Origin of the sequence: Segatella intestinalis (genome assembly GCF_029348455.1) — a bacterium.
Classification (GTDB): Bacteria; Bacteroidota; Bacteroidia; order Bacteroidales; family Bacteroidaceae; genus Prevotella.
On the sequence record NZ_JARJVV010000011.1, the window covers coordinates 39,753 to 59,889 of the forward strand.

Sequence of the window (20,137 nt, forward strand, 5' to 3'; positions counted from 1 at the left end):
CTGTTCATAAGTTGAATTCTTTACGAAAAATACATAAAATGATACCAAAGATTATTCATTATTGCTGGTTTGGGCGAAATCCATTGCCTGAACTAGCACAGAAGTGCATTGCTTCTTGGAAGAAGTATTTGCCTGATTATGAGATTAAGGAGTGGAATGAGGACAACTTCGATGTCAATAGCATTCCTTATACGGCAGAGGCGTATGCTGCAAAGAAATATGCCTTTGTGAGTGATTATGCAAGATTCTGGATTCTATATAAGTATGGTGGAATCTACTTTGATACCGATGTGGAAGTGATTCGACCGATAGATGACATCATTGCCAAAGGTAACTTCATGGGATGTGAGATGGACGCTAGCGGGAGCGACGCTGCAAGCGTCGCTCCCGGCCTAGGGCTGGGGGTGAACCCCGGCCTAGGGCTGGGGGTGAACCCCGGCCTAGGGCTGGTGAAAAAAATGCTAGATTATTATGAAGGACAGCATTTTGTACATGAGGCTGTAATGCGCAATCAAATTACCGTGGTTCATATTGCTACAAAGGTGCTGCTCGACAATGGTATGAGAAATGTGCCTGGTATTCAACAAGTGGATGAAGTCTGGATTTATCCTTCCGAATACTTCTGCCCAATCAACGTGAAGACTGGGCGAATCCATGTCGAGAAGAATACTAGAACGATTCATCATTATGCAGGAACATGGGTGGATAAGAAGTTCTCTTTTAAGGAGTTCGTCAAAAAGATATTGCCTGAGAAACTTATTGTTGCTATCATTGAGCGTAAGGCTCGTGGAAAGCAAGGATGATGTTCTAGATAGTATAATCGTCTAATATTTATTACAGATACTTTAAACGCAAAGAAAGTGAAAAATATATCTCGATTTTTTACCCTTTATTGGATTATTTATTTTCCTACATGTATTGCATACAATGATCTTCCGGGTTTCTCAAGTATTGATGAAATCATGATGGGAATCTTGTTTGTCTATACTTTTATGAAGTATAGTAATCGCAGTATCAACAGGCGCCCATGGAGGGAATTTATGGTGTGCTTGAGTGTTATCGCATTTTATACACTTTATTCATTAATGTTTGGAGTGAATGTAGCTGGCGGTGTATGGTTAGATCTGTTGCAAGAGATTCGACCCTATTTCATTATTTTCTGTACATGGATTTTGAATCCGAGGTTTACAAAGAGGCAGAAGAAATGGATGTTGGGAACGATGGTTTTAACATTGTTCTCTTGGATAGCTTATCATCCGCAGACTTTAGATACTCAGGTAGAAGCTGAATTTCCTGTTCTCGGTCAGTTGGCTATATGTACAGGTATGTCATGGTATCTCTTTACTAAAGAAACAAAATGCAACCGAAATATCGCTCTTTTGCTGGTATTGACAGGAATGATGGCACCTAAGTTTAAATTCATGGGCGAGGTGGTTTGTTTTATAGGTTTCGTCTATTTTGTTAAAAACAGATTGAATTTTAAGTCCCCAAAAACTATTATATACGTAGTTTTGTTGGTAACTGTCATCTTGATGGTAACGTGGACAAGATTTGATGCTTATTATGTATCTGGATTAAGCAACGATAATTTAGCACGACCTATGACTTATAAGACTTCGTTAGTGATTCTTGGAGATTATTTGCCTTTCGGTTCCGGTATGGGCAGCTTTGCATGTAATGGTGCTTGGAAGTTTTATTCTCCTTTATATTATAAATATAATTTAAATGGTATCTGGGGATTGGATGAAGGAGGTGGTTTTGTCTGTGATGCTTATTATCCAACTTTAGCACAGTTTGGTATTGTTGGTGTATTTTTCTTTTGCTGGTTCTGGAAGCGTAGGTTAGTAGCTTTCAATCAGATAGTAGATATGCGATATTATCGTGTAGCGATGCTTACTTTCTGTTGTCTTGCTATTGAGCAAACGGCAGACTCATCTTGGCTTTCTGGTAAGGGTATGGGATATTGTATGTTGATAGCCCTCTGTCTCAATGCCAATCGTAACCAGATGATGGAGATAAAAAAACAGCAAATATTGAAGCGAAAGAAGGAGTTGCTTTTGGAAGAGAAGAGAAAGCAGATGGAAAGTAACAGTTGAGACATAAAATCAAAAAACTGGAACTTCATGGAATCGCGATTTATGCATAGGTGACAACGCTTAAATTTTATGGGGTTTTAACTTTTTGATATAAAAAATGCTAAATTACAAGGAATAAAAATCGTTGTTTAAGATTATTTCTTAATTTTGTAGCATTAAAGATAGTTGTATGACGAGCAAACAAAAAAGAAAGCGTTTCGAAAATAAACGCAAGCGAAAAGAGCATAGAAAACGACAGAAACAATCTGCCATGAAGTTAGCTTATAGTGAATATTTGACCCCATTTGAAGAGGTTATTTATAAACAATATAAGCCAGATGATATTTCACTTTATCGTTGGGTACATAATCCTATGGTAGAGGATGACTTCAAACCGCAGATTTTTCAGTCTGTGTCCTCCAAATCTGTAGATGAGTTAGAGGTTCCAGATGTTTCTGTTCCAGATGGTGTGATTTTGGAGTATACATCTTGGTTCACTTTGTCGCATTTTAGCACATTGGAACAGGCCATAAATATGTGGCAAAGTAGCTTGAGAAAGATTTTAAAGAAATACAACAATCCAGATAAAAAACAAAAAGAACTTCAAAAATGGATAAATAAGAAAGGGCAATTTGTTGTGAAGATTGATTATACAAGCGAATCTGGTTTGATAGGTCCACAATCTGATGGAATTCATAAGGAATTGTTCCCATTTGAAGGAGTTGATGTTGAGGCATTAGTAGATAAAACGTTTGAACCTGTAAAGATTGAGATAATATGATGCAATTAAAACTTTTAGGAGTACTTCAGGATTATGATAGTCCTTATGCTTCCTTATATAGAGACGATAATAGCCAAAAATTATATTTGGCTGTGGAGCAAGACTCGGACAAACCAAAAGAGTTTTGCACATTGTTGCTTCATGTGTCTAAAATATTAGTCGAATATTATTTGCAGAATAAAATTGGCCTTCGAGAAATCTATAAGGATGTGAAAAATAAATATCTTTGGTTTCGCAAAAAAGGTCAGAATGGTACATTGGTAGATGTAGGTAATGAAGATGTGTCTAAATACATAGATATTGATGATGATATGTTTGATTCTGATTTTTGCAATCATGAAGCTAGCATAAAGTATTATTTAAACAAGTAAAATTATGGACAAGATAAAATTTTTAAATGCTCTAGAGAGTGACTTGAAATATGATCGAACACTTGATTTCAAGAAAGCCTTAAAAAATAAAGAGCTAGAACTTGGCGTTGGTGCAACTTTGTTACAACCTAAGGAGAAGGACATTGTGGGTATGCTTTTCACCATGGATATGAAATATAAAGGTGAGGATGCTCTTCGCTACTCTGTAATTGTTACATATTTTGTTGAAGGCTGGACTGCCGATATGCATAAAGCTAGTGAAGACTCTATTAAAGACAAGGAAGAAGTAAGAAAAATGTTAGACGTAACTGTTGGCTTTTTGCGTGGAAGTATGTTTGTGCATACGAAGGATTCACCATTAGACGGTTTAACAGTTCCTATTATTTCGATGGACGAATTGCAAAAGAAGTTGAAAATAGAGAATGTCAAACCGTAGATTATAGAACATTCTTGCCATTGGGCAGGTATTGAAAACCTGCCCTCCCAGTTACATTCTATACAATGAATTATACACACTAAAAAAATAAAAATATTTCTGTTTATTCTTCCTTTGTAAAGAATTCTGGCAATATTACTTTTTAAATTTATTAGTGAACAATTAAAGCAATAAAAGGTTTAAGCTTTGATTAAAATTAAATGCAAGACTCACGATTATACTCTTTGGATTTCTTGAAGTTTGTAGCAGCTCTGATGATTACAAACTCTCATTTCCAACCGCTTTATGAAGACGTTTCGCCTTCTCTTGCTACATATGGAGTGCATGGTAATGCCTTATTCTTCTTTGTCTCAGGCTTCTTGTTAATGATGGGATTTGAGAGGAAGAAGGCTCATGGATTCTTGAATTGGTACAAGGGGCGTATGAGAAGACTTTGGCCTGCCGTGTTCATTTGGGTGGTTGTCAGTGCTGTAGTTTGGAAACAGACTCTCACGATTGGTAATCTGCTTCTTTTTGATGGCTATTGATTCTTGCAAGCTATTGCCGTGGCATACATTGTTTTTTATGCCTTGACAAGACCTATTAAAGTTATTCTGGGGGGCAAGATTAGACAGATGTAATGTCTTTTCGTTTTGTCTTTAACCGTCTCTGTGTATATTTCTTTATGATGCCGATAGCTAGTGGCTCGCCTTTTCATACTAGTTTTCATTACGTTTGTCATTTTAGTGTGATGGTAATGGGCGTGTTGTGTTACTCGCTTAGGGATAAGATTAAATGCATGTCAATTACGAGAGATATGCTTTGGATGATTGTTTCTTTCATTGCTTATTTTGTCATTTTAAAGATAGGAAAGGGTACAATGGGTATTCGATATGATATTCAAATCACGGCTTTGATTCCGTTGCATATCTTTGTGTATTATCTCTATAAGGTCGCCTCTTACTCCTGGTGTAAGAAGGCTTTTTGTTCAATGATAGTAGGAAAAATCATGTCGTGGATTGCCGCCTTGACCTTGGAAATCTATATTGTGCAATTCTCATTCGTTACCAATCAATTTAATTCTCTTTTCCCTCTCAACGTTCTTCTCGTTTTTGCCATTATCGTCTTGGCTGCTTATTTATTGAAAGTTATGACTTCGCTGTTCTTGGCAGTGTTGTCTAAGGAAGACTTGGAATGGAAAGAGATAGTGAGATTATAAAGTTAATATGTCAACTAGAAAACAAAAAATACCTTTATGAAAATGATTAAACAAACCTTTGTAAGATGTTTCGCTGCTTTGCTTATCATGGTAGCGTTGTTCACTTTGTCAATCATCGCTGTGCATTGTATTCCAAAAAGTGTTGTGGCGGAGAATTTGTATTCTTCCACAAAAGTGATAGAACAAGAGGGACTTTACAGGGAGTTCTTCCATTTCAAGTTGTTCCAAATGGATAACTTCACCGATTGTTATATGTTCAACCTGATGGCATCCGCAGATGCTGATGAGCCTGTTCGCTCAGCCATGCTGAATGATGATTATAAGTCGAATGACTACATGAGTCTGGCTTATGATACGGAGAATGTTATCAAGGGCGATTTCAAGGGTCTCAGCAAGGAGAGCTATGGAAGATATTGGCATGGATACCAAGTGACATTGAAGCCATTGATGACTATCATGGATTATTCTGCCATCAGAATCCTCAACTATATTCTGTTCTCATTGTTGATTGTCGTATGCTCTTGGCTGATATATCGAAAGATAGGTAAAGCTGCATGCGGGTTGTTTGTCTTGTCTTTGGCATTGATCAACTTCCCGATTGTTCCTCTCTCTCTTCAATTCTCCACATGCTTCTATCTCTCCTTTTTGTCAATGATAGCAGTGATGGTCTTTCCACGTCTCGTAGAAAAAGATGATAACTTGTATTGCACGTTTTTTATAATAGGTGGAATTACCAGTTTTATGGACTTCTTGACAACACCGCAACTCACTTTGGGATTGCCAATGATAGTATGCTTGTTGATGAGCAATCGTAAGGACAAATGGAAGTATGTTATTTATATCTCCATCGCATGGGCTTTGGGTTATGGCTTGATCTGGGCTTCTAAATGGCTGGTTGGCTATTTGCTGACAGGAACGAATATTTTGGCGGATGCCATGGAGAGTGCCAAGCTCAGAACTTCTGATGTCTATAAAGGTATGCACATGACGATAGGTGGCATCTTGGCTTTTATCTGGCAGGCTGTGGAAAGGAAACATTTAGTCTTGCCTTTCTTTGGAGCCATTGTCGTTGTTGTGGCTTTGATTTTATTATATATCAAACTGATAAAGAGCAAAAAGGTTTTTAGTGAGAATGTTTTCTTGCTGTTGGTTGTCATGATTGTACCAATATGGTTTTTGGTCATGAGAAATCATTCCATTCAGCATGGATGGTTCACTTGGCGAGCTGGACTTCTCTCACTTTATTCTCTTCTCTTATTGGTCTATTATACCGTGGATTGGAATCGTTTCATTAAAAAATAATCAAAATCATGAATAAAATAGCTGTATTGATACCTTGCTATAATGAGAGCAAGACCATTGCAAAAGTGGTGAAGGACTACAAAGAGGCTCTGCCTGAGGCTGACATCTATGTCTATGACAATAATTCTGTGGATGGAACTGACAAGATAGCCAAGGAGGCAGGTGCTATTGTGAGATATGAGCGTCGTCAGGGAAAAGGCAATGTCATCAGAAGTATGTTCCATCAAATTGATGCGGATTGTTATCTGATGATAGATGGCGATGATACTTATCCTGCGGAAAACGCTCGACAGATGTGTGACGAGGTTTTAGATGGGGGGGCAGATATGGTTATAGGTGACCGCTTGTCTTCCACTTATTTTGAGGAGAATAAGCGTCCTTTCCATAATATAGGTAATGTGACTGTGAGATATTTGATCAACAAGTTATTCCATAGCAACGTGAGGGACATTATGACTGGTTATCGTGCCTTTAGCCGTGACTTTGTGAAGATGTTCCCTGTTTTGTCAAAGGGATTTGAGATTGAGACGGAAATGACTATTCATGCTTTGGACAAAAATATGTTGCTCAAGGAAATCCCTGTGACATATAGAGATCGACCTGCTGGAAGTGTTTCAAAACTGAATACTTACAGTGATGGCATGAAGGTGATTTTTACCATTTTCCGTCTGTTTCGTGACTACAAGCCGTTGCTGTTTTTCTCTTGCATCTCATTGGTGCTGTTGGCGGTGGCTGCCATCTTGTTTGTGCCAGTCTTTTATGAATACCTACAAACAGGGCTTGTGCCTCGTTATCCAACATTGATAGTTTCTGGCTTCATCGTTTTGTTGGCTATGCTGTTATGGGCTTGCGGCTTGATATTGGAAGTGCTTGTAAAAAAGCATCGACAGATGTTTGAGATATTGAGGAACAAGTAGAACTGAAGGATTGAAAATGAATAGTTTTTCTTTGGAGAAGAATGGCAAGGGCATCTTGCTTATGATATGCTCTTCCGTCTTGGCTTGTTTCGGGCAACTATTGTGGAAATTGGCAGTGGATGGAAATCTCTTGTTGCTGTTGATGGGATTCATCCTGTATGGCATAGGAGCCATTGTCATGATTGTTGCCTACAAATTTGGTAGCCTGTCTGTTTTGCAGCCCATTTTGAGTGTCAACTACATTTTGAGTGTATTGCTCGGCTATTTTGTGTTGGATGAACAACTCACGATGGTGAATATAGCAGGGGTGATAGCTGTTTTTATCGGTGTAGTCTTAATAGCTAGAGGAGAATAGAAATGGCTTATTTGCTTTTGTTGGTGATGACTTATCTTGGTGCGCAAGCATCCGTGTTTTTTAAGAGGTTGGCAGGTGAGAGCAATATTCTTGGCATATTGTCTTCACCTTATTTATATTTAGGTGGTGGCTTATACCTTATAGCCGCTCTCCTTAATATCTATGTCTTGTCTTTGATGGAGTATTCCAAAGTTCTTCCTTTGACTTCTTTGACGTATGGTTGGACTATGCTTTTGTCATATTTGGTTTTCAAGGAGAAGATAAACATTCAAAAAATAGTGGGATTGCTCTTTGTAATAGCTGGAGCAATCATGATTGTTTCTAAATAAATAATGACTAAAGTATTAATGGTCGGCTCTGCCGAACAGAGTGGTGGAGGTGTGGCGAGTGTGCTGCGCCTGATGAAGACGATGCCTTTCTGGGAGAAGTATCATTGCGGATGGCTTGGTACGCAAATCCAGAGAGGATATGGTGTGAAGTTGTGGTATGCGGCGAAGGCTTACTTCAAGGCGCTGTTTACGATATGGCAGTATGATATTGTACATTTCCATACGGTGCCTGACAAGATTTGCCTGATTATTCAAATGCCTGTGCTCCTGTTGGCATTGCTCGGCAGGAAGAAGATAGTCATGCATATCCACATGGGTAATCAGTTGGAGGATCATACGCATAATCGGTTGTTTATATGGTGTTTGAACCGAGCTGATTGTGTGGTGCTGTTAGCAAAGAAATGGCAGAAGTGTTTTGCTGAGTGGTTTCCTTCTGTGAAAGCCAAGGCTGCTGTTATCTATAATGCCTGTGCTCCGACTCCTGCCGTGGATTATTCTGTCAAGGAGAAGAGTATCATCATGGCTGCCTTTCTGAATGACAATAAGCATCCTGATTTGCTCCTGAAGGCATGGAAGAATTTGAAAGCGGATTTTCCAGACTGGCATGTTACCATCATGGGAAATGGTGAAGTGGAGCGCTTTCAGGCTATGGCTCAAACTATGGGATTGAATGACAGCGTCACCTTTACTGGTTATATCACTGGCAAGCAAAAGGAGGACGTTTGGAATAAAGCAAGTGTCTATTGTATGTGCTCCCGCCATGAGGGCTTCCCTATGGTAGTGTTGGAAGCCTGGGCAAGAGGTGTTGCTGTAGTGACTACTCCTGTGGGTGGTCTTCCTGATGTGATAGAAGAGGGGAAGAACTGCCTTACTTTCCCATTTGATGATGCTGATGCTCTTACCATGCAGCTTCGTAAGCTGATGGAATCTCCTGAACTTTGCAGGGATATGGCTGAATATTCCAAGAGTTTCGGAGAGAGGGTATTTGCTCCTGTTATGGTAAATGAGAGCATAGAGAAGTTGTATGAGGAGATATTAAATGATTAATATTGTTTTTTAAGTATCAGATTAGAGAAAAAGGTTATAGTTATGTCCGTTGCATCAACAGTATATGGTTATCATGTTCAATATCTCTATACGTTGTATAGAATGTTAGAGTCTGCTGATTCTAAAGAAGTATTCGTGCCTGAAGGAAGAGAAGATTTAGACATATATTTGAATGACCAAATTGTAGAAACCATACAGGTGAAGTGTTATTCTGGGACAATCGTGTATTCCGATATGTTTTCCAAGGGCAAATCTACTTCTTTGTTTTCTCGTGGTAAAGATAGTTTAGATGAAAATTCAAATGTAAAGATATCATTCGTGGCGGTTGGACATGGCAATGATAAAGGAGTGATTTCTGATAGATTGACAAAGGTGCCCTCTCTTGTAAAGTCGCTCAAAAAAGAGGAAACTCTTCATTTGGATTATGCTTCTTCCAAGGAACTTGCGGCAAAAATATTATGGCAGTCTAAATCGCAAGCAGAGTTGGAAAATTATGTAGAATCTGTTTTAAAGAATCGATTTCCGTCTATTGATCCTTTAATAGTAAAGGATTACTTGGTACAGTGGATTTGTTATCTTGTGATAAATGAAAAGTCTGCTACTTACGATGATTTATGTTGCCAGGTAGGGCTGATTATAGAGTTTTCTGTGCGCCAAAAGGCATTCTTTACTCAATTTGGACTAACAGTAATTCCACTTTTTCAGTCCGTTTGTCAGGAAGATGTTAATTCTGAAATATCTTATTATCAAGGTATATCTGCTAAGGAAATACATATTGCAAGAAATTTTGATGTAGTAAGAGAAGAAAAGTTGCATCAACTCTATGAGAAGCAGAAAGACAATAATCTCGTTTTCATAACGGGTGTCTCTGGTTCAGGGAAAAGTAGTTTGGCATATCGGTTTTTGAAGATTTGTGGTATTCCTTTACGATATGAGATTAAATATGTAAATCAGAATAATATATCGCAGATTATTGCAACCATCAAAGATATTTCGAAAGGCTTGAAGAGTGAAGCTTTTGTATATTTAGATGTGCTGCCATATGATACTTCATGGATTCAAGTGGTAAATGAAATAGAGGATACTCCTTTTGTTAAATGCTTAGTAACAATCCGGCAGGATGATTGGAATAGGTGTAAAAACAAAGTTAATGAAAAACTTCATTACTCTACTCTTGCTTTAGATTTAACCGAGTCTGAGGCAAAGGATATCTTCGATCATCTAAGCGAAAGAGGATTGTGCCATATTGATATCTTTGAAGAGGCTTGGAATAATTCTGGACATCCTCAAACATTGCTTGAATATGTGTATTTCCTGACACAAGGTGTTCCTCTAAGGGCAAGAATCTCAGAACAGATAGGAAGACTTGATCATGTAAATGCCTCCTTTCTTCAGTATATATCTGTCTCGAATGTCTTGCAGGGAAATATCTCTGTGAATGCCATTCGGAACTTGTGTCATCTTTCTCCAATGGACCTGTCTCGATGTATAGACCAAATGAAAGGTGAATTCTTTGAGTATAATGGTGAAGGATTTTCTGATGTTCACCCCATTAGAACTCATATCATAGTTGAAGAGATATTTAGGAATTATAGAAATGGATTAGGAGAAATCGGTATGGAATTATTCGAGCATATTAATGAAAACACAAGTCCTCTGTTTCTTATGGCCCTTATAGATGAAGGAAAATATACGCCTGATTCTCTTTTGCGTGAATTGGAGGGTAAGAAGATAAACTCTATGCAAGCGTATATTGTGGCAAGAACATTGGTATGGTGTGGTGTTAAGCATTATATAGATAATAATCAAGCAGCGTTTGACTGGTTAAGGCAAACTGCGCCTCTTTGTTGGCAAGCGTTAGTGCCAGTTAACTTTACGGAAATCGAACTAGATGAGTCTATTGATAAATTGTTTGGTAGCCAAATAGGTATTACGATGGATGATGTAAGAAAAAGATTTTCTTCGCAGACTGAGGTCTATTTCTATTTATGTAGATGGCTCGATTGTTCCATTTCTTTGGAAAAGCCTAAAGAGTGGCGTGACTATTTTTGGTTGGCAAAATTCTTAACGATATGTAATTTACAGCTTTCTTATAAGCCTGAGTTCTCTGAATTTAGGATAGAGGCTAATTTTCCTGATGATTTGGATGAGATGGCGGATGTGCTTCTTGGACTGAAACTGGCTGGTTATGATTCTGCCACATTTAATCAACTGGAAGAAAACTTCGTTAAACAATTTCGCATCCAGAATAACATCTTGGAGTTTGATATTTGTGAAAATGAGGTTAAATGTCTTACCTTCTTAGACTATTTTACTGCAGGGAAACAATTTGAAAATGGAGATGGGGATATAATGCATCGCATTAATATGCATCATATTGATTTGCTGAGAAAAGCATTTCCAAATGCAGATGTATATCATTCAGAGATAATAAAAGATGAGATTTTTGAAGATATAGATTTGACTTTTGAAAAGCATATTAGTAGAGAAAAGTTACCGCTTGATGATATGCAAGAACCGCGCACAATGATGGTGCATTTGTATGAAAAAAGCTATGTTCTTCCTTCCAGAAAGGCTTATTGTAATCAATTGATAACTTTGCGTAAGCTATTTGTTGATGTAATAAAAGAATATTGGCAAGGCATTGATGACATTCATCGAGTAGGAAAGGTGCACAATGCCAAAATGGACCAAGTTTCTAATGAGGTGTGTGATAAGATTATAAATACTCACATAGAGTTGCCTGCAACTGAAATAAATAGATTCGGATTAGGTTATGTAATTAACAAAGAGGAGAATGAAGGCCAAAGTGCAAAAGATAATTTGAAGGAATTAAACTCCTTTTATTCTCATTATTCTACTGATTTGACTATCTTCTTCAGACAGTGTTATCAGCCTTCAAGTGGCTTCATCAATGATGTTCAAAGAATGACGATGATATTGCTGGATGCACAGGATAAGTTGAAAAAAATGCAAAGCTTATTTCATCAGGTTTTTGATGGTTATGTTGATATCGTTGAGATTAAGCAACTTGATGAGAGAGAAAACCAGCAGATGATGTGCCTTATTGCAGTTTATAATTCGTTGGCTCAAAATCAGCCTTATATGTCTTGCAGGCAGTTGTTAAGGCAGATAAAACCTAAGAAACTGACGGTCACTCAAAGATTTGAAGTCAACGATGAGGTTGTTGATAATCCGTCTCAAGCTTTAGTTGACACTATTGAAGATTTGGAAAACCTTCGGAATATGCAATTGAAAGATATTTATAATAGATGCTCTCATCTTGATGACTTATCTAAACAAATCGTTGATAAGTATATAAAACGCTATGATGATACTATAGAGAATATGAGAAATTGTAGTTTATAGTTCACTGTATATCTTTCTTTGCTATTCCAAAAAGATTTTTTTTGGCGGTTTAATGAAAATACGGATGTATGAAGATATTAATCAATGTATATGCTTGCTTTCCCAGTATGGGGAGTGAGCCGGGAATGACATGGAACTGGGTGAGCAATCTCGCCAATAATTTTGAGTTGTATATATAATATTGACTTTTTTTAGAAATCATGAACATTTTTCAGATATTACAAAAGATAAGTCTTGTGCCTTCATATTTGTGGGACAAGATGTGGGCTCCTGTATGGAAGCGGTGCATGAAGCATTGTGGCAAGGGGGTATATATCCGTCCGATGTCTTCGGATTTCAAGGGTTTGTGGAACCTCTCGGTAGGGGATGGTACTTCGATTCCTAAGGGGAGTACTATCTATTGTACGGATGCACCATGTACTATTGGCAAGAAGGTGCTCTTCGGTCCAAAACCAACAATTATCTCTGGTGATCATCGTATTGACATTTTGGGTAAGTATATGGCGGATGTTACTGTAGAGGAGAAATTTGCGGATGGGGTGAATGTATATGACCAGCCTGTCGTCATCGAGGATGATGTGTGGTGTGGTGCGAATGTTACTATCCTCAAAGGAGTCACTATCGGGCATGGTTCGGTAGTGGCTGCCGGTGCTGTGGTCACTAAATCCTTTCCTCCTTATAGTATTATCGGCGGTATTCCTGCCAAACTAATCAAAATGAGATTTACGGAAGAGGAGATAATGGAGCATGAAAGAATGTTGGCAGACAAAATGCGATACTATGACTAAGGATCGTTTATATTCATTGGACATGATGAAGTTTGTGGCTGCTATCTTCATCACCAATTCTCATTTCCAACCGCTGTATGAGGGTGTGAATACTGCCTTTGCTACTTTTGGGTACAAATAGGCAGCGTATAAATGGACAGACAGGTGTGTAGGCAAAAAAGCCTTGGATAAGAGAATATCTTTTGTAGCCACTTTTACGTTGGAGATTTAATTTGTAGATACTTTAACTCAACTTTGAGTTATAAAATTGTTTCACTAGTGTCCCGTTTAAACGAGACACTAGTGATAATATATAGTCTTTTGAGAATATTTAAACAATAGTAATATGATGACTAAATTTATAGAACTTCATAGTGTCGAAAATGAACCTATGCTTGTGAATCCTTCCTCTGTGGCTTTTATAGAAAAAGCAGAAAATGAAGACGGGTGTTTGGTAAAATTTGCCGTTTCAAACATGGATGGTTATTTTGTGATTGTGCATGTAAGAGAAAGTTATGAGACTTTAAAGAGTTTGCTATGCTTATGAATAATGATGATATAATTCCAGTTGATGATGCTATAGAGCGGTTTCAAAATCACTTGTTATCGCATGATAGAGTTATACTGTCTGCCAAATTTGGTGATGGAAAGTCTTTCTTTTTAAATGAATTCAAAAAGAAATGCGAAGATAGTAAAGATTCTCCTTTTAAGTTTATCACTCTTTATCCTGTGAATTATCAGGTATTGGAGAATAAAGATATCTTTGAAATTATTAAGCATGATGTTCTGTTACAGATGTTAATGCTTAGAATGATTGACGTGAATTATGAGATTACGAATGAGATGGCTCTTGCCTTCTATCTTCAAACTCATTTTTCAACTGTTGCAGATTCCTTCTTTTCAATGCTACATCTGATTGGAAATGCAGACCCTCAAATAAAAGGACTCTTTGGTATTTTTAAGTCAATTAGTTGGGTTAAGTCTTTAAAAGATAAGGTAAATGCTGTTAAAAAGGAAATTGATCAATCAGATTATTTGGACTCATATTTAGCTACGTTTGACGAGAAATCTGTATATGAGAATGATGTTGTTACAAAAATTATTCGAGATAATATAGATACTTATCAAAAGTCTAATAATAAAAAAGTCGTCTTGATTATCGAGGATATGGATAGGCTTGATCCTGCTCATCTCTTCCGAATCATGAATGTGTTTTCGGCCCATATGGATTATGGATATCGTAGTCTGCAGCCTATTGACGACTCGCTTGTTGACAATAAGTTTGGGGTTAGTAATGTGGTCTTTGTTATGCATGAGCAGAATACTAAAGCCTTGTTCCATCATTTTTATGGAGATTATGCTGACTATGAGGGATATATGTCGAAGTTTTACAATAAGGACATCTTCAATTTCTCGTTGAATGAGGAAAAGGAAAAATATGCTTTATACTTGATTGTGAAAGAAACAGGGTTGTCAGAAGATAGGGTAACAGAAATATTTCCTAAAAGTTTCCTTGCAAATAAGACTATGCGCCAGATAGTATGTGCTATGGACAAAGTGAACGAACAATTTGAATCTATAGAGGTAAAGCCTGGTGTGAAGGCTAATCCTCTGTTATTGAAACTAATTGTTATTGCAAAAAGATTAGGTGTGTCTAACGAACATATTAGTTCCGTGATAATAAGACGTTTAAAACTTCTTGATCAATTATATATTAAATATCTACTTCCTGTAATAGCTTTAAACCCCAAAACACGTATTTTAGAAATTGTCAACGTTGATGTTGATAGGACAAAAACGTATATAATAGGCTGTCAGAAAATAAATGATGACGGAAGTTGTTCTTTTGGTATTGGACAAAATTTTGGGGATAATGAGGATAATAAAGTATTGCAAAGTAATATAGAGCGTATGTTGTCCTTATTGGGTTACTAAATGTTCTTCTAATTAGTTTTCCCAGTCATTTAAGGATGGGGAATTTGATTGGAAGAAAATGGTGAAGTTGTAATCGTTTAAAGAAATGTCTGTGCCTCTACTTTGGTATAACTTAATGAGTTGAAAATATTGTTATTAGTAAAAACGTATTTAAATAGTCGAAACAATGAAAATAGAAAAAGCTATTTTTGTAAATCGTGCTCCTTTTGAAAAAGTCGAATTTGATTTTCTGGAAAGTGGAGTAAATGTACTGTCTGGTATTAACGGTAGAGGAAAAACTATGGTTATCTCTCATATCGTAGATTCCTTTTATGAAATGGCAAGATCAAGTTTCTCGAATTCTTTCGAAGGAAAGGAAAATAAGTTCTACCGTTATTCTTCTGACTTGTTTAATAATGCTGGTTCTTCATATTCTTTATTTTATGCTCGTTTCAAAGATGAGGATAAATGTATCGATTATTTAGATTGTCGAGGAACAATGACTGAGGAGGAATATAATGAGAATGTCCTTCTTGAAAATAAAATTCCATATGAAAATTTTTCTAATTTGTTAGAACGTAATAACTATATTAAAAGTTTTCATACAGTAAAAGATGATGAAGTGGTTAAAATATTTGGCCATAATATCTTAACCTATTTCCCTTCTTATAGATATGAACAACCTGGTTATTTGAATGATCCGTATAAAGTTAATATTAGTTTTAATATAAATCCTCTTTTTTCTGGAGAATTGCCCAATTCTATAGAAGTTGTTTCCGACTTGAATGGTTTGGCGATGTGGTTTATGGATGTTATATTGGACAGTGAATTGTATAGTAATCGTCAAGCTTCACAGCTTCTAATCATTAATTTAAATAGGATAGTTTCTGCTTCTTTGAAAAGTAAAACTGGAATTGAAACTAGGTTAGGTATTGGACGGAGAGAAAATACAGCCTCTCGAATAGCTATTACAAAACAAAATGGAGATATATTATATCCTACAATCTTCAATATTTCTTCAGGCGAGAGCGCGCTTATCTGTATGTTTGGCGAAATCTTGAAGCAAGCTGATAAACTTGGAATGGTTATGGATGTTCCTGGTATTGTTCTTATTGACGAAGTTGATAAACATCTGCACATAAAACTGCAAAAAGAAATATTGCCTCAATTGTTTGAACTTTTCCCTAATATACAATTTATAGTAAGTAGTCATTCGCCATTCTTGAATATGGGGCTTGCTGATAATTCTATCAACAGAACCAGATGTTTTGATCTGGATAATAATGCTTTGGAGTGTATGCCTGTAAATAACCAATTGTATTCTGAGGTATATGACATGTTTGTTAATGAAAACAACCGCTATGCTGAAAAGCTTAAGTTGATGGAGGCTAAAGTTGCAGCTTTGTGTAAACCTCTTGTTATCACAGAGGGGAAAACTGATATCAAGCATATATTAAAGGCAAAGGAAGTATTAAACGTAAATCTGGATTTTGATATAATAGATTCAGCTTCTCAACCAGATGGTGATGATAACCTTAAAAAGTTATTGAACCATTTAGCAAAGATAAAACAACCACATAAAATTATTGGTATCTTTGATTGTGATATTTCTAAAACTGTGTTGGAAATGCATCCTAATGGAGATAAATATAAGGATTATGGCAATGGTGTTTATGGTTTCACTATTCCTGTTCCCGAGGATAGAGTGAAGGAAGGTCAGACAGGGATATCTATAGAGTTTTTATACTCTGATGATGAGATAAAGAGCCCTGTGAATGAATCGGGATGTCGTCTTTTCTTGGGAACTGAATTTACGAGAAATTCTATGCGGCATAATGAAGACAATAGATTAACTTTAAGTAAACCAAATGGTAAAGGTGAGGATAAGATATTGGAAAATAATGGAGGTCAAGCGGTTTATGATGATAATGATAATAATTGCTTGGCAAAGAAGGATGAATTTGCTGAGGCTATCAAAAATGGCTCCATTCACATAAGTGAAGAAAGCTGGAATCATTTTAAGCCAATTTTTGAGCTGATGAGTGAAATTATGCAGAAGTAGATTATAGGGGAAATAAAGACAGAAGCATTATAGTTATTAATGCTAGATATTAATGTTTTTTTCTGTGAGTATTGTGGATTTGAAAAAACTAATGTATGAAGATACTAATCAATGCATACGCTTGTTCTCCTGGTATGGGAAGTGAGCCGGGAATGGCATGGAACTGGGTGAGTAATCTCGCCAAGTTCTGTGAACTGTATATTATTACCGAAGGGGAGTTTCGGGAGAAGATAGAGGAGGTGGTGCCTACCTTGGAACAGGGGAAGAATATGCACTTTTATTATAATCCGGTATCGGAGGAGATTCGGAAGATGTGCTGGAACCAGGGGGACTGGCGCTTCTATAAGTATTATCGGGAGTGGCAGTGGAAGACGTATCTCTTGGCTAAGGAAATCTGTAAGGTGGAGAAAATTGATGTGCTGCATCAGCTCAACATGATTGGATTCCGTGAGCCGGGCTATCTCTGGAAACTGTCGCAAGAGAACGGTGTGCCGTTTGTATGGGGACCTGTGGATGCCAAGGATAAGTTTCCTGTGGCTTATCTGGATGGTGCTGGACTGAAGACCCAGTTGTTTATGCGTCTGAAGAACTTCCTGACGGGTATCCAGCTGAGGTGTTCTGGTCGTGTGAGAAAGGCTGCGCGACAGGCTTCGGTGGTTTTCTCTGCTTCATCTAACTCGCAACGCTCGTTCAAGAAGTATATGGGTATTGACTCTCCTCTGCTCAATGAGACGGGGTGCTATGTGCAGGAGCATCCTTTGCTGGATAAATCGGGTAAAGATACATTTGATGTGCTCTGGGTTGGCAAAATGGATTTCCGTAAACAGTTGGGCTTGGCTTTAAAATCCGTAGCTAAGAGTGGAAACGATAAGCTCCGTCTTCATATTGTTGGCGGCGGTGATGCTGAATCCTATCAGTCATTAGCAGAGAGTTATGGCATTGCTGATAAGTGTATCTGGCATGGTGCTGTTAGCCATGATGAGGTGCAGGACATCATGCAAAAGTCGAATGTTTTCCTCTTTACCAGTGTTGCTGAGGGTACTCCTCATGTAGTTCTGGAAGCTATTGCCAATAATCTTCCTGTCGTTTGTTTTGATACTTGCGGTCAGGGTGATGCTGTGAATGATAAGGTAGGTAGGAAGGTTCCTCTTTCTTCTCCTTCTCAGTCGGCTCATGACTTCGCTAAATTGCTCAATGAACTGGAAAAGGATAGGTCTTTACTGAGGCTCCTTTCGGAGAATTGTAAGGAAAGACAAATGGAGCTTTCCTGGGAGGAAAAGGCTAAGGTTATGGTAGAGTGGTATAAGAAGGCTTTCTAAAATCAACCCGTCCTTCTTTACCATTAAAGAAGGCTCCACCGCTTTCCCCAAGCCCCTTTTCTCATGGAGAAGGTTGGCTGCACTCGGCAATATGAAAGCGAACTTTCATTGCGCTCATTTGCACAACCTTTCCCCTCAGGGTACAGGGGATGTACCAACCGCCCTACTCGGTGCTCAAACCGCTTCGCTATAAGGTTGGCGGACCATCAGAGGTCTACGCCAGCAGCGGAGCAGCGTTTTTTGTGCGGGGATGAACCCGCTTCCACTCAAGGATTTGCTAAAGGGTTGCTTGCTCGTTGCTTTTTTCGAAAACCCACCAGTCCTTCCTTTATTTCCTACGTTCTATCATAGCGAGTGTTTCCCTCTTGTATTGTTGGAGGCTATGGAACATGGTTTGCCTTGCATCTCGACGACAGAAGGGGAATACCAGGAATTGTTGATGATGGTAAGACGGGCTTCCTCGTTCCTAAGCATGATGTTGCTGTGCTTGCTGATAAGATTCAGCTTCTCCTGAATGATTCTGTCTTGCGCAGCAACATGAGCAAGGTCGGCAGGGAGAAATTTGAAAAGGAGTTTACGTTGGAGGCTTTTGAGAAACGCATGACCTGGATTTTGGAACATATCGTTTATCCGATATTTAGTAGAATGGGGATTGAGAGGGACTGATATTGGTAAATACATTTAATATGACATCAGACCACCTATATATCATCGGAAACGGATTTGATTGCTATCATGGGGCTAAATGTTCTTATGCTGAGTTTAGAAAGTATCTGCTAAGACATAGGCCTTATGTGTTGGCAACTTTTGACCTCTATTTCGGACCGAGGTCGCTGATGAACAGCTTTGAAAGTTTCAAGGATTGCTTGAGGTGTCTCGAGATTTCATGGGGATGCTCATCTGGCGGTGTCTACCCAAAGACAACATGGGCCGAGAACAATCTGTGGTGGCGGTTTGAAGAGCATCTGGCTGACCTGAACAGGGAGAAGGTGCTCGATGTTCTTGATGTTGTCTTGCCTGATTGTGACGAAGATTCGGATGGGTTCAGATATTGCGACTATTATCTGGGGCTGGACGGCATATCGGACATGCTCAACTCTTGCACGTTTGAAATGAGGTATCAGCTGCATAAGTGGATTAACACGTTGGCGTATGAGAAGGGGTTTAAGAAGCGTCTGCTTGATATCGACAAGAATGCCCGGTTCCTGACGTTCAATTATACAGATTTTCTGGAGTCGGTCTATGGCATCGGGAGAGAGCAGATAAGGTATATTCATGGCAGTAGGCATGACAGATATGGAAGCTTGATAATAGGGCATAGCGCCGATGAAGAAGGGGGCTTTAAGGCTTGGGTGAAACGTAACGAGCACAGACGAAGGTATAGACCTAACCTTAAAGACAAGAAGGGACGTTATTTTGCCAATGACAAGCTTGCGTATCTTGCTTATTTCTTGAAGGACGAGGCTAAGGGCAACTGGAGGTCGTCTGTCAGGTATAATGCGGTACAGGAGGCCCTGGGACGGTTTGAGGATTATTATGCCATTAACATGAAGCCTACGGAGAGCATTATTGCGGCAAACGAGGATTTCTTTGAGGGCTTGGCGTCTATAAGAAAGATTTCTGTTCTTGGCCATTCTCTTTCTGCTGTCGACATGCCCTATTTTGACAAGATTAACGAGGCGATAGGCAAGGATGTTGAATGGGAGATTAGTTGGCATTCTGATGATGACATAAAACATATTGAGGCATTTTGCAGGAGGTTCGGAATTTCTTCTGACAGATGTCATAAATTCAAGTTAGAGGAGCTAGCTATGCTCCGAGGCATCCATTCGCCTCTGGCGATCTGATTGTTATCTGTGGTATGGATGCAAGTTGGCATCTTAACGATGCTTAAA

General features: G+C 38.2%; 20 protein-coding genes and 1 pseudogene. All 21 read left to right on the forward strand.

Features of this window, described 5'->3' with window-relative positions:
* The first annotated feature begins 11 nt into the window (after positions 1-11).
* The 21 genes and pseudogenes from P3T48_RS08640 to P3T48_RS08740 all read left to right on the forward strand — a co-directional run bounded on the left by P3T48_RS08640 (position 12) and on the right by P3T48_RS08740 (position 20,089).
* Positions 12-803: a glycosyltransferase family 32 protein gene (locus P3T48_RS08640; protein ID WP_276506421.1), complete on the forward strand. Its 792-nt coding sequence runs from the start codon at positions 12-14 to the stop codon at positions 801-803.
* Between the two features lie 57 nt (positions 804-860).
* Entirely contained in the window at positions 861-2,096 is a 1,236-nt protein-coding gene (locus P3T48_RS08645; RefSeq protein WP_276506422.1) for a hypothetical protein, read from the forward strand.
* Positions 2,097-2,265: 169 nt separating this feature from the next.
* Positions 2,266-2,856, forward strand: a complete 591-nt coding sequence (locus P3T48_RS08650; RefSeq protein WP_276506423.1) for a hypothetical protein — start codon at positions 2,266-2,268, stop codon at positions 2,854-2,856.
* Positions 2,853-3,227 (forward strand): hypothetical protein, encoded by a 375-nt coding sequence (locus tag P3T48_RS08655; protein ID WP_276506424.1) that lies wholly within the window; start codon positions 2,853-2,855, stop codon positions 3,225-3,227. The genes P3T48_RS08650 and P3T48_RS08655 overlap by 4 nt, the downstream gene beginning before the upstream one ends.
* A 4-nt stretch (positions 3,228-3,231) precedes the next feature.
* Positions 3,232-3,663, forward strand: coding sequence for a hypothetical protein (locus P3T48_RS08660; RefSeq protein WP_276506425.1), 432 nt, complete (start codon positions 3,232-3,234; stop codon positions 3,661-3,663).
* 254 nt (positions 3,664-3,917) lie between these two features.
* Positions 3,918-4,082: pseudogene (locus P3T48_RS08665) on the forward strand (acyltransferase family protein); the annotation flags it as partial.
* A 551-nt stretch (positions 4,083-4,633) separates the two neighbouring features.
* Positions 4,634-4,861: a hypothetical protein gene (locus tag P3T48_RS08670; protein ID WP_276506426.1), complete on the forward strand. Its 228-nt coding sequence runs from the start codon at positions 4,634-4,636 to the stop codon at positions 4,859-4,861.
* 36 nt (positions 4,862-4,897) lie between these two features.
* Positions 4,898-6,163 (forward strand): hypothetical protein, encoded by a 1,266-nt coding sequence (locus P3T48_RS08675; protein WP_276506427.1) that lies wholly within the window; start codon positions 4,898-4,900, stop codon positions 6,161-6,163.
* An 8-nt stretch (positions 6,164-6,171) separates the two neighbouring features.
* Positions 6,172-7,080, forward strand: coding sequence for a glycosyltransferase family 2 protein (locus P3T48_RS08680; RefSeq protein WP_218457045.1), 909 nt, complete (start codon positions 6,172-6,174; stop codon positions 7,078-7,080).
* Between the two features lie 16 nt (positions 7,081-7,096).
* Complete coding sequence (locus tag P3T48_RS08685) at positions 7,097-7,435, forward strand: EamA family transporter (protein WP_276506428.1); 339 nt, start codon at positions 7,097-7,099, stop codon at positions 7,433-7,435.
* Positions 7,436-7,437: 2 nt separating this feature from the next.
* Positions 7,438-7,764, forward strand: a complete 327-nt coding sequence (locus tag P3T48_RS08690) for an EamA family transporter (RefSeq protein WP_276506429.1) — start codon at positions 7,438-7,440, stop codon at positions 7,762-7,764.
* Positions 7,765-7,767: 3 nt separating this feature from the next.
* Complete coding sequence (locus P3T48_RS08695) at positions 7,768-8,811, forward strand: glycosyltransferase family 4 protein (protein ID WP_276506430.1); 1,044 nt, start codon at positions 7,768-7,770, stop codon at positions 8,809-8,811.
* A gap of 102 nt (positions 8,812-8,913) precedes the next feature.
* On the forward strand, positions 8,914-12,180 hold the full coding sequence (locus P3T48_RS08700) for a hypothetical protein (protein ID WP_276506431.1): 3,267 nt from the start codon (positions 8,914-8,916) through the stop codon (positions 12,178-12,180).
* Positions 12,181-12,380: 200 nt separating this feature from the next.
* Positions 12,381-12,968, forward strand: a complete 588-nt coding sequence (locus P3T48_RS08705) for an acyltransferase (RefSeq protein WP_276506432.1) — start codon at positions 12,381-12,383, stop codon at positions 12,966-12,968.
* Entirely contained in the window at positions 12,961-13,089 is a 129-nt protein-coding gene (locus P3T48_RS08710; protein ID WP_276506433.1) for a hypothetical protein, read from the forward strand. The genes P3T48_RS08705 and P3T48_RS08710 overlap by 8 nt, the downstream gene beginning before the upstream one ends.
* 204 nt (positions 13,090-13,293) lie before the next feature.
* The gene (locus tag P3T48_RS08715; protein WP_276506434.1) at positions 13,294-13,494 is read left to right on the forward strand and encodes a hypothetical protein; all 201 of its coding nucleotides are present in this window, start codon (positions 13,294-13,296) and stop codon (positions 13,492-13,494) included.
* Positions 13,491-14,882 (forward strand): P-loop NTPase fold protein, encoded by a 1,392-nt coding sequence (locus tag P3T48_RS08720; protein WP_276506435.1) that lies wholly within the window; start codon positions 13,491-13,493, stop codon positions 14,880-14,882. Before P3T48_RS08715 ends, P3T48_RS08720 begins: the two co-directional genes overlap by 4 nt.
* Before the next feature lie 166 nt (positions 14,883-15,048).
* Positions 15,049-16,923, forward strand: coding sequence for an AAA family ATPase (locus P3T48_RS08725; protein WP_276506436.1), 1,875 nt, complete (start codon positions 15,049-15,051; stop codon positions 16,921-16,923).
* 95 nt (positions 16,924-17,018) lie between these two features.
* The gene (locus P3T48_RS08730) at positions 17,019-18,242 is read left to right on the forward strand and encodes a glycosyltransferase (protein ID WP_276506437.1); all 1,224 of its coding nucleotides are present in this window, start codon (positions 17,019-17,021) and stop codon (positions 18,240-18,242) included.
* 354 nt (positions 18,243-18,596) lie between these two features.
* On the forward strand, positions 18,597-18,908 hold the full coding sequence (locus P3T48_RS08735) for a glycosyltransferase (protein ID WP_276506438.1): 312 nt from the start codon (positions 18,597-18,599) through the stop codon (positions 18,906-18,908).
* Between the two features lie 20 nt (positions 18,909-18,928).
* A complete protein-coding gene (locus P3T48_RS08740; RefSeq protein ID WP_276506439.1) occupies positions 18,929-20,089 on the forward strand; it encodes a bacteriophage abortive infection AbiH family protein in 1,161 nt (386 codons plus the stop codon).
* Positions 20,090-20,137: the final 48 nt, after the last annotated feature.